11 protein-coding genes and 1 pseudogene are annotated in these 14,060 nt (G+C 62.4%); 5 read left to right on the forward strand and 7 right to left on the reverse strand.

Features of this window, described 5'->3' with window-relative positions; all coding sequences use genetic code 11:
- Window positions 1-2 precede the first annotated feature (2 nt).
- On the reverse strand, window positions 3-356 hold the full coding sequence (locus tag NKI37_RS05160) for a DUF1428 domain-containing protein (RefSeq protein ID WP_023683729.1): 354 nt from the start codon (window positions 354-356) through the stop codon (window positions 3-5).
- On the opposite strand from NKI37_RS05160, the gene NKI37_RS05165 reads away from it, so the two are divergent.
- Window positions 243-608, forward strand: a complete 366-nt coding sequence (locus NKI37_RS05165; protein ID WP_352460608.1) for a hypothetical protein — start codon at window positions 243-245, stop codon at window positions 606-608. The genes NKI37_RS05160 and NKI37_RS05165 overlap by 114 nt on opposite strands.
- On the opposite strand, the pseudogene NKI37_RS05170 reads toward NKI37_RS05165, so the two are convergent.
- A pseudogene (locus NKI37_RS05170) lies at window positions 515-856 on the reverse strand (VOC family protein); the annotation flags it as partial. The gene NKI37_RS05165 and the pseudogene NKI37_RS05170 overlap by 94 nt on opposite strands.
- A gap of 220 nt (window positions 857-1,076) precedes the next feature.
- Between NKI37_RS05170 and NKI37_RS05175 the strand changes: the two are divergent.
- Entirely contained in the window at window positions 1,077-1,691 is a 615-nt protein-coding gene (locus NKI37_RS05175; protein ID WP_352629404.1) for a glutathione S-transferase family protein, read from the forward strand.
- 49 nt (window positions 1,692-1,740) lie between these two features.
- On the opposite strand, the gene NKI37_RS05180 is transcribed toward NKI37_RS05175, so the two are convergent.
- Complete coding sequence (locus NKI37_RS05180; protein WP_023672009.1) at window positions 1,741-1,914, reverse strand: hypothetical protein; 174 nt, start codon at window positions 1,912-1,914, stop codon at window positions 1,741-1,743.
- Window positions 1,915-2,226: 312 nt separating this feature from the next.
- Here NKI37_RS05180 and NKI37_RS05185 point away from each other — a divergent pair, with 312 nt between their 5' ends.
- Window positions 2,227-4,350, forward strand: a complete 2,124-nt coding sequence (locus NKI37_RS05185; protein WP_352789452.1) for a hypothetical protein — start codon at window positions 2,227-2,229, stop codon at window positions 4,348-4,350.
- A gap of 37 nt (window positions 4,351-4,387) precedes the next feature.
- Here NKI37_RS05185 and NKI37_RS05190 read toward each other — a convergent pair whose 3' ends face one another.
- The 3 genes from NKI37_RS05190 to NKI37_RS05200 form a co-directional block, all read right to left on the reverse strand.
- Complete coding sequence (locus NKI37_RS05190; protein ID WP_352789455.1) at window positions 4,388-5,914, reverse strand: ABC-F family ATP-binding cassette domain-containing protein; 1,527 nt, start codon at window positions 5,912-5,914, stop codon at window positions 4,388-4,390.
- A 340-nt stretch (window positions 5,915-6,254) separates the two neighbouring features.
- Window positions 6,255-9,425, reverse strand: coding sequence for an excinuclease ABC subunit UvrB (gene uvrB / locus NKI37_RS05195; RefSeq protein ID WP_352789458.1), 3,171 nt, complete (start codon window positions 9,423-9,425; stop codon window positions 6,255-6,257).
- 122 nt (window positions 9,426-9,547) lie between these two features.
- Complete coding sequence (locus NKI37_RS05200; protein ID WP_023754565.1) at window positions 9,548-10,813, reverse strand: hypothetical protein; 1,266 nt, start codon at window positions 10,811-10,813, stop codon at window positions 9,548-9,550.
- A gap of 146 nt (window positions 10,814-10,959) precedes the next feature.
- Here NKI37_RS05200 and NKI37_RS05205 point away from each other — a divergent pair, with 146 nt between their 5' ends.
- Together NKI37_RS05205 and NKI37_RS05210 are read left to right on the forward strand one after the other, a co-directional pair.
- Window positions 10,960-12,006: a CapA family protein gene (locus NKI37_RS05205; RefSeq protein ID WP_031199227.1), complete on the forward strand. Its 1,047-nt coding sequence runs from the start codon at window positions 10,960-10,962 to the stop codon at window positions 12,004-12,006.
- 46 nt (window positions 12,007-12,052) lie between these two features.
- Entirely contained in the window at window positions 12,053-13,030 is a 978-nt protein-coding gene (locus NKI37_RS05210; protein ID WP_023741083.1) for a DUF3137 domain-containing protein, read from the forward strand.
- A 28-nt stretch (window positions 13,031-13,058) separates the two neighbouring features.
- On the opposite strand, the gene NKI37_RS05215 is transcribed toward NKI37_RS05210, so the two are convergent.
- Entirely contained in the window at window positions 13,059-14,060 is a 1,002-nt protein-coding gene (locus tag NKI37_RS05215; RefSeq protein ID WP_023823422.1) for a serine hydrolase domain-containing protein, read from the reverse strand.

Here is a 14,060-nt window from a genome sequence, read left to right on the forward strand (position 1 = left end):
GGCTAAAGCTCGATGAAGGGCTGGAAGCCGCCGAAGATCATGCGCTTCATATCGAAGGGCATGGGCCCCAAATCGGGTGTCAAACGGGGATCGGCCATCACCTTGGCCATTACCGCGTCGCGGCTTTGCCTGGACGAATAGACGGCCCAAGCAAAGACGACGATCTCGTCGTCTTTTGCCTGAACGGCACGCGGAAACGAGGTCAACTCACCATAGGGCACGTCGTCGGCGATACATTCGACATAGGCGAGCGCTCCGTGTTCCTTCCATATCGGGCCTGCGAGGTTGGCCAGCTTCTTGTAGTCATCGATATTTGCCTTCGGCACGGCGAGCACGAAACCATCGACATAGGACATCAGGTTCTCCTTGGAGTATCTCACAAAGCTCCTTACCGGCGTCAGCCGGTGAGGAGCTTTGTCAGCAGTGGTCAGTCTTTCTTCGCCGGCGCGTTCATCGCCCATTCGACCCCGAAGGGATCGCGCATGTTGCCCCACTGGTCGCCCCAGAACATCAGCTGCAGCGGCACTGCGACTTCGCAGCCGGCATCGACCGCGCGCTTCCACCAGTCATCGATCTCGTCGGCGCCGAGATGGAGCTGCATGGTATAGCCCTGCGGCTTGACGGCAGGCATGCCGTTTTCGGGGTAGAAATCGGAAATCATCAGCGTCGAGCCGTTGATGTGGAGATGGATGTGCATGGTGCGGCCCTGCTCATCGGGCGGATAGAAGAACACCTGCTCGGCGCCGAAGGCCTTCTTGTAGAATTCGGCGGCCTTGAAGGCGCCGTCCAGCTGCAGATAGGGGGTCAATCCACCGAGAACTTTCGCGGCCGGCTGAATGGGGGTCTGGTCGGTCATGTCTTGTTCCTCTTTGGGTTTGGTCTGGGCGCTTGGTCTGGCCTTTGCGAACCTCAGGACGAACGAGGCGGCGGCAATCCTACATGTCTGATGCGATTTTTTGGGCCGATGCGATTTTTGGGGTGAAATGAACTTGCGTCGGCGGCGCCCAATCAGAGCGCAATCCTCGGTATGAGCAGGCTAGAAAAGGGGACTGCTTCTCCAACCCGCTGAGACGACAATGATCCTCTATTACCAGACCCATTCGCCCTTTGCGCGCAAGGCGCTCGTCTTCGCCCATGAGGTCGGGCTTGCCGACCGGCTCGAGGTCATTCATCACGAGACCAGCCCGACCTTGCGCAATGCCCGTGTCTACGCCGAAAACCCGCTCGGCAAGGTGCCGGTGCTGCTGCGGCCGGATGCGCCGCCGCTCTTCGATTCCGATGTCATCTGCGCCTATCTCGATACGCTGCATGACGGCCGCAAATTGCTGCCGCAGGACGGCGAAGCGCGCTGGCAGGCGTTGCGGCTGCAGGCGGTCGCCCAAGGCCTGGCGCAGACGGGCATAGGCCTGCGCTGGGAGACGGAAAGGCGGCCCGAACAGTTGCGCTATGCAGCGCTTGCCGAAGGCTACCGGGAAAAAATCGAGGCCAGCTATGACTGGATCGAAAGCGCGCTGGACGACGAGACACCGCTCCATGTCGGCCATATAGCGCTTGCCACCACGCTGTCCTGGATGGCGTTCCGCCAGCTGCCGTCCTTTCGCGCGCGGGCGCGGCTGACGCGCTGGTTCGAGGCGTTCGAAAAGCGTCGATCGATGCAGGCGACGCCGCTGTCGGGCGATACGCATGACTGAGCAACGGTCGCCCCGCGGCGGCCTGCATCGATCTTTCCCGACCGCATGGTCAGGGCGCCCTGCAGATCCGCGGGCCGTTTTGCGCGTCGATGAGGATTTCCGGCCAGCCGATATCCTTGCGCAGTTCGATCGGCAGGGCCAGAAGCTCGCGCTCGCTTCGATAGCGGGCGCGGTTCTGTGCGTAACGGGCGGCGACGCGGCCTATGGATGACAGGATGGACATGATGCGTTCTCCTCAGATGAAGCCGGCATCATCGTGTCGGCATCCCAAGGACGCAGCAGGTTCAGGCGATCCGACAGAGCGCTGAAAATATTTACGGCAGGCTGGTTTCAATAGAGCGATATAATCCCCGCCCGCTGAAAATCGATCAGCTGTGCGGCCTTCGCCCGAAGCGGCAGGCGGGCATTGGCACCGGTGAGCGACCGCATCGGACATCGACCTACCAAAACGCCGGCTGCTGCGGCCTCTTGCGCACGGTCGTTATCTGTCTGTATCTATTCCGGGCAAATAAATCCCAGAAAGAAGTACGCTGCAATGCGCTTTTATTTTGAACTGCGTCACGAGCTTGCGGATATCTACTGGTCGGACAAAGAGGTGAACCAGCTTGGTGTAAAGGCCGAGATCGATATGACGGAAGTCGACTTAAATGATGAGCCGTTGAAATCATGGTCCTTGCTTTTGGAGCAAGGCCGCAGGCAAAAAAAATTGCCAAAGCTGATAGATCAAATAGTCGAGCAGCACGCGGGCCTTTCCGAACTGGCCGCGAAGTTTTTGCAGGAAACGGATGACAATGCGAACCTGCCTCTGAGCACGATCGATTTGTCGTCGATATCGTTCGATGGTGCCGAAGAAGCGAAACTATTCGCCGCGCTGGTCGAGGCGCTCAAGAATACGCCACAAGGATTCGTCGAGCTTGCTCTGAAAACGTCACCATTGACGGTCGAAGACGTAGACGGCGCGCTTCCGGGGAAGAACACGGTCGAAGCGAAGGCGGCCATGCAGCTGTACTTAAGTCAGGTTTCTCGGCACGAGCAAGCTTTGCAGTCGCAGAAATCCGAGATGTCCAGGAGCATAAGTCAACTGCGCGATTTGATACGGTCCACTAAATCGGCCGCTGCCCCGCGCGAGCCCGATTCAAAAGTGCTCTCGACGCCCGGCGCCAGCGACTTCAGCGTCAAGCAATATCATGAATCATTGGACGCCTACAAAAGTGACCTGACAAAATACAACGACGCGCAGGCCAAGATTCCCGCCATGGAGGCCGAGCTTGCCAGCAAGGAAACCGACGCGAAAAGACTGGACAGTGAGATAGAAAGCTCTCGCCTCGACCAGGTTCCAGTCAAGAAGAGCTACGAAGCCGCCATTAGTGTCGCGCGCGACAGGGACATTATCGCTTGCCTGTCGGACCTGCTGGATCGCGCGCCGCCGCTGCTGTCGGATGGCAGCTTCGAAGGGTTCGCCCTGTATCTCCTTGCGGCAAGCCTGGGTGAACGATTTCAACACGTGCTGGCGCAGACAGGAAGTGTCCAGACAGTCTCCGATCTGCTTTCCAACAAAAAGGAAGCAATCGGGGAGCAGATCGAGAAGGCGAGCGATCAACTGGGGCGATTGTGGTTGGGGAGCGCCAGTTTTCTCCAGCACGTGCTTGCCGAAAACCGTGGGGGACTGGACGCGATAGCGGCCAAGCTTGCCGAATTGCCCGCCGCCGCACTTGCCGGGAAACTGGATGATTTCCACAAATTGCAGAAGGTCGATTTGCCTGAAGTCCCCGACTCGAAAGGCCGGATGAATCCCGCCGATCTCGCTGATGATAAAAAGAAACGCCACAGCGGGCGCGCGATGACCGTGAAGCACATCGAAGCGCTGAAAAACGAGTTGGACAATGGGGCGCCGGAATTGAGCGCCATGATCGATGCGGTGAAGGCCAGTGTCGACGGCATGTTGGCGGACATGACCGCCAGATACGATGCGTCAGCCGCCCAGGCGACATGGTGGATGCAAGCGTTGATTTCGAACGCGACGACCTCGACAGAGGTCAGCCGGTCGACAGCAGACTTTTGCGCGGCCTTGAACATCGAGGCGGATCGACGCGCCGGAACCAAGGTCGAGGACATGATCGATCAGGCAATTGGGCGCCAGCTTCTGACCAAGGACGCCACCGAGACAATCGGCAAACATGGCCTGACCCGCTATCTCACAGCCAAGGCCGATTTGCGACAGAAGCGTGCCGACAGCGAAAAGCTCGTTATCGCATTTGGTGACGCCGAACGCATATCAAGCCAAATCCCTGCCCAGGTGCGCGACGAATACATGGCGAGCTTCCAAGTCGTTTTAGCGATCTCGGTGATCCCGTTCGCCAACATCATTGCCTCGGTGGTGCAAAGCCGGAGCATTTCGACACTCAAGGAGGTTCTGGGCAGCGACATTCCGGAATATGCCGACCTTGCCCGTCGAGCGCCGCGCCTTGTCGCCATCGCGGCGCTCGTTTCGGTTTTAGGCGCGGTTGGCTGTGGCGTGGTGCTACTACACCTCTACCCGATTGAGGACGACCCGATCCCCTTTGGCACGATCGGGGCAGCAGGCGCCTATGCCGTGAATGTGCTTCTGGCCGTTATCAACTGGATCCGTCTGCGCGGCTATGCGCGCCAGGCAAAATAGGCTGGCGCGCCATCCACTGCGATCTGGGCGCGGCTCCTCAGCCCGCCGTTTCAGCCACCGAGCGGAAGAAATCCTCGGGATCCTCGACCTCGGTCAGCCGCCGCTTGTCGATCAGCCAGAAGCGGTTGCCGACGGCGCGGATGAAGGAACGGTCATGCGAGGCGAGCACACAGCTCGCCTGGTGCTTGAGCAGTTCCTCCTCCAGCGCTTCCTGGCCGTCAATGTCGAGATGGTTGGTCGGCTCGTCGAGCAGGTAGAAGTTGGGGTTGGCGAGTCTCAGCGCCAGCATCATCAGCCGCGCCTTCTGGCCGCCGGACAGTACGCCGATCTTCTTCTCCTGCATCTCAATGACAACGCCGGCGCCGGCAAGCAGCGAACGGGCGCGCTGCTCGCCGACATCGTAGCGGCGCGAGACCATGGCCAGCGGCGTGTCGTCGCCACTGATGCCGGCCAGCGCCTGGTCGCTGTAACCGAGCGCCGTCGACGGCGTCACTTTGACGTTCGGCACCGTGTCAGGCTCGGAGATGGCATTGCGGATCAGGTTGACGAAACGCGACTTGCCGACGCCGTTGCGGCCGAGCAGCACGATGCGATCGCCCTGGCAGATGTGGCGCTTGCCGGTCTTGAACAGCAGCATGCCGTCCGGCGTTTCCACCTTGGCGTCGTCCAGCGTAATCAGCACCTTGGCATGGGTGCCGCGGTTGGCCAGCCGGATCGCGCCGGCTGATTTCTCGCGATGCGCCGATACCGCGGCGTCTTCCAGCTTCTCCGCCCGTTCCCTGAGTTGCTTGGTCTTCACCGTCAAAAGGTCGCTGCCGGAATTGATGCCGATGTTGTTGAGCTTGGCGGCCTGCTTGCGCAGTTGCTGCGCCACCTTCATGTCGCGCTCGAACCGGCGCGCCGTCGAAGCGTCCAGGTCGTCGAGCGCTTGCCTCGCCCTGGAATAGGGCAGTGCAAACACCGGCGAGTCCTCCGGGCGCAGGAACAGCGTGCGGTTGGTGACGGCGTCGAGAAAGGCGCGGTCGTGACTGGCGATGACCACCGGCACCTCGCGCGGCAGGGCGTTCAGCCAGCTTTCCAGCTGGCTGATCTTGGCGAGGTCGAGATGGTTGGTGGGCTCGTCGAGCAAAAGCACATCGGGGTCGGTGACCCAGACGCGGGCAATCAGGGCCAGCCGCTGCCATCCGCCGCTCAGCGCCTGCATCGGCCGTTCGCGCATCGGCTCGGGCACGTCGAGCGAATCCAGCACCACATCGACGCGCCACATCTCGCTGTCGGCCTGCTCGGCCGGCAAGGCATCGGCCACCACCTGATGGAAGCTGCGGCTAAGAAGGGCAGGCGGAACCGACTGCTCGACATGGCCGACACGCAGGCCGCGCGTGCGAGAAATGTCGCCCGAGGTCGGCTCCAGCGCGCCGGTCAGGCACTTCAGCAAGGTCGACTTGCCACGGCCATTGGCGGCAACGATGCCGAGCCGGTCGCCGGTGCCGATGGTGAGGTCGAGGTTGGAAAACAGCGGCGCACTCATGGTGACGCCAAGGGATTTGAGGCTGATCAGGGCCATTGTGATTTCTCTGGTCTTGCCGGAGACAACTCCGGATGCACTTTGACGGTGTGCTTGCCGGCCATCAGGCTCAGCTTTGCGCACCACGAAGGGCAGACCAAAAAATCGAAACGGGAAAAAACCCGTGATGTCCCTGGTCAGCCCTGCAAGCGAACTCGCAGGGCAGAAATCGGGCCACGCTGACGATGGTGATCGATAGACACGCAGCCCTCCTTTCAAGACAAAACTTTGAGTGTGTGGAGCGATTACACCAAAGGCGGGGGTGGAGGCAAGTGGGCGACGGATGCGGCGGTGGTGGAGCGCTCTTCCCTTCTCCCACAAGGGGAGTAGGAAAGAGGTGCTATTTCCCCGGCCGTCCCGTCTTGCCCGGCCGGCGCTTTTCGCGGCGGGCGTCGCCTGGGTCTTCGTAGGAGCCGATGCCGGCGCGCTGGCGAACGAATGGTTTTGGGGAATCGTCGCGTTCCTTCGCGCCCCCCTCTGCCCTGCCGGGCATCTCCCCCACTCGGGGGGAGATTGGCTGGGGCCTGGCCGGCACTTTCCCTTCGACCGGCTTTTCCGTGCGCCGCACGGTCATCTCGTCCAGCGAGTTTTTCTTGAACAGCGGCTTGGTGGCATCGCCCGGAATGCCGAAGTCGGAGCCGTGCGCCTCTTCGGCCGACTGTTTCTTGAACAGCGAGCGCGATACCGCTCCGGCCGGTGTCGGCATGTCGGTGCCTGGGCCCATGTCGTCGATCGAGGGCTTGGCGAACAGTGGCTTCTTTACCGGCACGGCGCCGTCGGCGCCCATTTCGTCGAGCGCCGGCTTGCGGAAGAGGTTGGACCGGGCAGCCCTGGCCGCCTCTTCGGCGGCACGTGCCTCATCGAACTTGCGGAACCGCTCCTGTTCCTCAGCCGTACGGTGCTTGGCCACGCCCTTGTTGTGCTTGCCCTTCTCGCGGCCCGAGACCGGGCTTTCCATGTCGGCGTATTTGGCCAGCGGATCTTCCGAGATGGACAGTTCCATTTCGCGCAGCCGCTTGATCTCATCGCGGATGCGGGCGGCCTTCTCGAAGTCGAGATTGGCGGCGGCGTCGCGCATCTGCTTTTCCATGGCGTCGAGATGAGCCTTGAGATTGTTGCCCATCATCGCACCGGCGCCGTCGGTGAACTGCGAGATATCGGCGCGGACATGGTCCTTCTCGTAGACCGAGTCCAGAATGTCGGAGATGCGCGACTTCACCGATTCCGGGGTGATGCCGTTGGCCGCATTCCATTCCATCTGCTTTTCGCGGCGGCGGTTGGTCTCGGCCATCGCCCGCTCCATCGAGCCGGTGACCTGGTCGGCATAGAGGATGACCTTGCCGTCGACGTTGCGGGCGGCGCGACCGATGGTCTGGATCAGCGACGTCTCGGAGCGCAGGAAGCCCTCCTTGTCGGCGTCGAGGATGGCGACGAAACCGCATTCGGGAATGTCGAGGCCTTCGCGCAGCAGGTTGATGCCGACCAGCACGTCGAAAGCGCCGAGGCGGAGATCGCGCAGAATCTCGATGCGCTCCAGCGTGTCGATGTCGGAGTGCATGTAGCGAACGCGCACGCCTTGCTCATGCAAATATTCGGTCAGGTCTTCGGCCATGCGCTTGGTCAAAACGGTGACCAGCGTGCGGTAGCCGGCGGCCGTGGTGTCGCGGATTTCGCCGACGACATCGTCGACCTGGCTTTTCGCCGGGCGGACTTCGACCGGCGGATCGATCAGGCCGGTCGGGCGGATGACCTGCTCGGCGAACACGCCGCCGGCCTGTTCCATCTCCCAGGCGCCGGGTGTCGCAGAAACCGCGACGGAGAGCGGACGCATGGCGTCCCATTCCTCGAAGCGCAGCGGGCGATTGTCCATGCAGGAGGGCAGGCGAAAACCATACTCCGCCAGTGTCGCCTTGCGGCGAAAGTCGCCACGATACATGCCGCCGATCTGCGGCACGGTGACGTGGCTTTCGTCGATGAAGACCAGCGCATTGTCGGGGATATATTCGAACAAAGTCGGCGGCGGATCGCCCGGCTGGCGTCCCGTGAGATAGCGCGAATAGTTCTCGATGCCGGCGCAGGAGCCGGTGGCTTCCAGCATCTCAAGATCGAAGCGGCAGCGCTGTTCGAGCCGCTGTGCCTCCAGCAGGCGGCCGGCGCGCTCGAGCTCGACCAGCCGGTGCTTGAGCTCCTCCTTGATCGACTTGATCGCCTGGTTGAGCGTTGGACGCGGCGTCACGTAGTGCGAGTTGGCGTAGATCTTGACGCTCTTCAGCTCGCCGGTCTTCTGGCCGGTGAGCGGATCGAATTCGGTGATTGCCTCGATCTCGTCGCCGAACATCGAGATGCGCCAGGCGCGGTCCTCAAGGTGGGCCGGGAAGATTTCGATCGTGTCGCCGCGCACGCGGAACGAGCCGCGCACGAAATTGATGTCCTGGCGCTTGTACTGCTGGGCGACCAGATCCGCGAGCAGAGCCCGCTGGTCGAGCCGGTCGCCGATCTGCATCTGGAAGGTCATCGCAGTATAGGTCTCGACCGAGCCGATACCGTAAATGCAGGACACCGAGGCGACGATGATGACGTCGTCGCGCTCGAGCAGCGAACGCGTGGCCGAATGGCGCATCCGGTCGATCTGCTCGTTGATCGAGGATTCCTTCTCGATGAAGGTGTCGGTGCGCGGAACGTAGGCTTCCGGCTGGTAGTAGTCGTAGTAGGAGACGAAATACTCGACCGCATTGTCGGGGAAGAATTTCTTGAACTCGGAATAGAGCTGCGCGGCCAGCGTTTTGTTGGGCGCCAGGATCAAAGCAGGGCGCTGCGTCTGCTCGATCACCTTGGCCATGGTGAAGGTTTTGCCGGAGCCGGTGACGCCGAGCAGCACCTGAGTGCGATCATTGTTGTCGACGCCCTCGACAAGATCCTTGATGGCGGTCGGCTGGTCGCCGGCCGGCTCGAAATCCGACACCATCTTGATGGCGATGCCGCCTTCGGATTTTTCCGGGCGGGCAGGGCGGTGCGGCGTCCACAGCACGCCGTCCTTGTGCAGCGGGTTGCCGGATTCGATCAGCGCCGACAGCGCCGCGACCGTCGCGGTGACGCTGCCCGAGGCCATCGTCTCGGCGTCTTCCAGCGAGATGTCGAGACCGGCGACCGGGTTGAGGCCGGCGGCGGTGCGCTCGCGGGCCGTGGCCGCGCCGCCCATCGAGGTGCCGCGCGAACTGCGGCCGGGGGAGGTTGAGCGTTCCGGAATCTTCTTCGCCACCTTCGGCGGCTTGGCGCCGCCGGAACTACGCCCTTCCTTCTCGGCCTCCTGCTCTATCTGCTCTGCCCAGTCGGCAATCGAGCCGCTCAGCGGCGTGCCGGTGAAGTCGGCCTGCGGCGCCTCGGCGAAGCCGCCTCTGTGCAGAGGCTCCGAGGCATCGAGGAAATCGGTCAGCGGGCTGCGCCGCTTCGGCGGCGAAGCGCCGTTGTCACCCGCCGGAGACGGTGTCTTTTTGTCAGGGAGTTTGGCCATGCCCCAAATATGGGCAGAGTCCGCCAAAATGGAAAGAGTGCAGTGGCGAAGGGCGCTAAGCGGGTCGAAGCTCCTGACACAAGGGTGTCAGGAGCTGTGTTACGCGAAGCCAGGCCGCCTGCTCAATTGAACCACAGCGCGAAGGTCAAAAACCCACCGCCACCGAACTGGCGCTGGATCTGGTCGAACTCGCCGCTGGTTACGATCTCACCGCTCTCGAGGTAGGGCGCGATGGCCGGGCCGGTAATCGACAGCACTAGGTCGAAAGGCTTCGGTTCTTCGAAGAAACGCTTCATGTTGATGCCCTGGCCGGTGCTGACCGTGATGCGGAAATGCGGCAGCAGCTTGCGGCCTTCCAAAAGGTCTTCGGCCATGGTCAGAGTGGCGAGCCAGGCCTCGACCTGCTCCTCGCCGACTTCGAGCCCGGTGAGCGGGTTCTCGCCCTTCTGCTGCGGTCCCGGCAGCCATTCGCGGTCATTGTCGGTCTCGGCGCGGATCGCCTTCCAGTCCTGGCGCGACAGCCGGATCATTTCGAGCAGATGGCGGCGCGCCGCTTGACGTCGCTCGGGCTCGACCACCGGCCAGTTGACGAGGTGAACCATGGAGATGAAATCCGCGATGCGCCATTCCGATGAGAAGATGCTGCTGCCCATGTCCCCGGCGGGAGGCACCAGAACGTCCTGCAGCGGCAGTTTGGCGCGCGGGAACAGCATGTGGAACGAGCCGTCGAACATGGTCCTGAAATCATGCGCCAGCCAGAAATCGGCCTGCGCCATCAGGAATTCGGCATAGCCCTGCAGCCAGAAACCGTCGGCCCGGTCGAAGCGGAATGTGAGCGAGGGAGCGGCGCCGTCCGACGAGATACCGCCGCGCGACAGCGAGGCCATGATCGCGGCCATGCTTTCATCCGGCGCGATGGCACCGTCTTCGTTGAGATCGATGCCGGCATGGGTGAGGTCGACGACCATGCCGATATCGGCATCGGCGGGTACCGAGCCCAGAGTGGCCGCGGATGTCTCCAGCCGGTCGCGGAAGGCGACCAGAATGGCGCGGAACTGCTCATAGGTCAGCGGTTCGGGATTGGGATTGTCCGGAATCGGCAGCCGCATCAGCGGCAGCATGAATGATTGCGGGCTTTCGAACCCGTGGCGGTGCAGACCGCCGGCGAGGATTTCCAGCGCGGTGAAGAATTCGCCGGCCCCGGCGGCATAGGCTGACGCCGGATCGCCCTGGGCTGCAGCCTCGAGCGTGGTAAGCGCGGCGTTGCGCTCGGTCACCGTTTTGGCCTCGAACAAAGCGGTTGCCGCTTTGGGCGCGGCGGCGCGGGCCGAAGATAAAGGCAGCAACAGGAGGAGGGCGGACGCCAGCAGGCCTGCAAAACGTGTCATCTCATCCCTCCACTATGCGATGCGCAGACATTACACGCATTTGGCGCCGTGTCTGCCGGCGGCAGTGTTTCAAGGACTGACGGTCGACACTTCCCGGGCAGACCGTCTACACAAGCTAACCGATTGGGCAAACGATTGGGCGTCGCGTGTCGAACTATCCGCTTTCCTACAAACTGTCATGGCTGCCGCGCTTCCTGAAACCGTCTCTCGGCGGCGATGTCAGGGATCTCGCACCGAGGGCGGCGACGACGATCATCGATCCGCCGCCGGGGCGGAAGGTGCGGCTGGCCTTTGTCGGCGATATTTCGGCGGTGGCCAACCGTAGTGCGCCGGAGTGCGATCCGGAAATCGCAAAGCTCTTGGGCTCAGCCGATCTGGTGATCGGCAATTGCGAAAGTCCGGTCGTCGAGCGGCCGAGCGTGGCGTTTGGCACGCGGCTTGGCACTCACCATGCGATGAGCGAGCGGTTTCTTGCCGCGGCGCTTGCTGCCGTAGGCATCGCGCGTGAAAAGCTCGTGCTGTCGCTGGCCAACAACCATGTGCTCGACCAGGGCGTCGCCGGTTTCGACGAGACCGTTGCGGCGTTGAAGCGGCTTGGAATCCGCACCATCGGCACCGCGAAAAAAGGATCGGTCGAGCAGGTCAAGGCCGGGCCGCTGACGATCGGCTTTGCCGCCTTCACACTGTGGCGCAATGGTGACGCCGGGCCATTCACCGAGCTTGTCTCGATGCAAGGCGATCCGGCGGCATGGCCGAGAGGCGCGGCCGACAAGAACATCGATCTCACCTGTGCGGTGCCGCACTGGGACTGGGAGTTCCGGCATTTTCCGCAGCCGCAAACGCAAACGCTGGCGAGGTTGCTGGCCGGTCACGGCGTGGGGCTGATTGCCGGGCACCACGCCCATGTCGTGCAGCCGGTGCAATGGGTCGGCAAGACGCTCGTGGCTTACGGGCTTGGCGACTTCCTCGGCACGGCGCTGGCGCGGCAGCCCTGGCCCGGCCGCATCGCCGGCATTTTCGTCGTCGATGTCAGCGCAGATCTCGGCATGCGCGGTGCGATCGCCGGGTACCGGATGCATCCCTTCATGCGGCTGCGCGCAGGCGGGCATGAGCGGCTGGTTCCGGTCGAGGCGCTGACTGGCCGGATGAAGGGCAAGGTCCAGGCCAGGCTGAAGGCGATCTTTGGCGACTGACAACTTTCCCGTTATCATAGGTATAATAGGACTTTGCGAGGGGGCGATGGAAGCAGCTGAGTTCATGCCTGATGAAGCGGTGGTCGCCGGCATCAGGAAGAATATCGAGATCTATGAGGCTGGACGGGCTTCGGCCTGCCGCCAGGTGCGCTGGCGGGTGCCGGTGTTTCTGGGGCTGCTGCTGGTTTTTGTCGTGCTGGTGGCCTGGCTGTTCAACAAGGTCGCCGACTTGAACGAGCAATGGTTCTCGACGCCGCATGTGTTCCTCTATGTCGGCGGTTTCTTCGCGGCGCTGCTGCTGTACTTCCTGGCGATCAGGCCGGCGACGCGGCTGCAGCAATCGTTCCGTGACACGCTGCTGCCGATCATCTTCGGCTTCATCAGGGATGTGCGCTATCAGCACAGCGTGACGCCGAATTCCTTCGACCGGCTGCCGCGCGCCGTGGTCGGCGCCTTCAACCGGCAGAGCTTCGACGACATCGTGTCAGGCCGCTACGAGGATTTTCCGTTCGAGCTCTACGAGGCGGAGTTGCGCCAAGGTTCGGGCAAAGGCTCGTCGACGGTCTTCAAGGGCGTCATCGTTGCGTTCGAGACGATCGCGCCGTTCCCCGGCATATTGGTCGCGACGCGCCGCAGCAACGCGGTGGTCGGTTTCTTCCGCGGCATCTTCGCCGGCAAGATGCAGGAACTGTCCAGCGGCGATCCGCTGCTCGACGGCGACTACGAATTTCGCACCGACAATGTCGCCGCCGCGCAGCCGCTGGTGAGCGGCCGGTTGGCGCAGGCGCTGAAATGGCTGCACGAGACATGGCGCGATGATCCGGCGCGGGTGGCACTTAATGGCAGCGATGGTTTCCTGCTCTTGCCGCAGCCGAAGAATTTCTTCGAACTGCCCGCCATTTCCGTGCCACTCGATTACACCAAGCACATCGCCCCGATGATCGCCGATATGGGCGCGATCCTGGCGACCGCGGCGCTGGTGCGCAAGATCGGCGCGACGGATGGCGAGGCGGCCGCAAGCTAGGCAGTTCCCGATTGCAACAAGCCGCCATTCATCCGGGTGCGGCTCTCGCGACAAGGCGGACAATATCGCCGAGCCTGCGCTGCTCCTCGGCGGATCTGGAGCGGCTGACCGCGAGGTTGACGACTACCAGTTCGGCTGCCGGCAAGACGCCGATCATCTGACCGAAACCGCCATGGGCGAAATAGCGAACCCTGGGCAAATCCGCATTGCGAAGAACGGTGGCTTCGGACTGGGCTTCGCCATCACGGCCGGTCGTCCACCACATGTAACCATAGCCGCTTCCGTCTGGAGTGATCGAATAAGCCTTTGTGCTGTCTTCGATCCACGCCCGCGGCACGATCTCCGTGCCGCGCCAGCTGCCTTTGCGCAGGTACAGAAGGCCGAATCGGGCAAGATCGCGCGCGGTCATGCGAAAATGATAGGCGGGGTGCTCCGATTCGGGGCCGCGCAAATACGCGCCGTCGTCAGGGTGAAAATCCTGCATGCCGAGCGGGACGGCGATGTCGGCATGGAAGCCGTCAAAAACGGAGCGGCCGGTTGCCCTCTCATAGATGGTGCCAAGGGCGTTGAAGTCCCAATTGTTGTAATACCAGTGGCTGTCCCTGGGGTGGCTGCCGCGGACGGGCCGGTTGGCTTTCATCTGTTCGGATTCGGCGAGCGCCGGGTGGTAAATCCCGGACCGAGCCTTGATGAGATCGCCGACTGTTGCCTGCTTTTCGGCTTCGCTCAACGACGGCGCGACATCATCGATGCCGAGCTCGCCCAGCGTGTTGTCCAGACGAATGCGTCCGCGCTTGACCTCGATGCCGATTAGAGCGCTCAGCAGGCTTTTGCGGACCGAGCGGATGACGACTTTTTTCGAGGCCGAACCGCTGGATGCGACGACAGATCCGCGATGGATGGCCACAGACGCTATCGAACCAAATTGCCGTGCCGCTGCTTTCGCCTCGGCGAGGAGATCGACGTTCCATCCGGCATCGGCCGCCGATACGACGTTCCATTTTTCGCCGGGATATTCAGCCCCTTTCAT

This window comes from Mesorhizobium sp. M0626 (assembly GCF_040320665.1).
Lineage (GTDB): Bacteria > Pseudomonadota > Alphaproteobacteria > Rhizobiales > Rhizobiaceae > Mesorhizobium.

Excerpts from the sequence above, each read along its gene's own strand:
- NKI37_RS05200 (WP_023754565.1), bottom strand. The coding sequence starts at position 10,813 with ATGACACGTTTTGCAGGCCTGCTGGCGTCCGCCCTCCTCCTGTTGCTG.
- NKI37_RS05190 (WP_352789455.1), bottom strand. The coding sequence starts at position 5,914 with ATGGCCCTGATCAGCCTCAAATCCCTTGGCGTCACCATGAGTGCGCCG.
- NKI37_RS05175 (WP_352629404.1), top strand. The coding sequence starts at position 1,077 with ATGATCCTCTATTACCAGACCCATTCGCCCTTTGCGCGCAAGGCGCTC.
- NKI37_RS05210 (WP_023741083.1), top strand. The coding sequence starts at position 12,053 with ATGGAAGCAGCTGAGTTCATGCCTGATGAAGCGGTGGTCGCCGGCATC.
- NKI37_RS05160 (WP_023683729.1), bottom strand. The coding sequence starts at position 356 with ATGTCCTATGTCGATGGTTTCGTGCTCGCCGTGCCGAAGGCAAATATC.
- uvrB (WP_352789458.1), bottom strand. The coding sequence starts at position 9,425 with ATGGCCAAACTCCCTGACAAAAAGACACCGTCTCCGGCGGGTGACAAC.
- NKI37_RS05185 (WP_352789452.1), top strand. The coding sequence starts at position 2,227 with ATGCGCTTTTATTTTGAACTGCGTCACGAGCTTGCGGATATCTACTGG.
- NKI37_RS05180 (WP_023672009.1), bottom strand. The coding sequence starts at position 1,914 with ATGTCCATCCTGTCATCCATAGGCCGCGTCGCCGCCCGTTACGCACAG.
- NKI37_RS05215 (WP_023823422.1), bottom strand. The coding sequence starts at position 14,060 with ATGAAAGGGGCTGAATATCCCGGCGAAAAATGGAACGTCGTATCGGCG.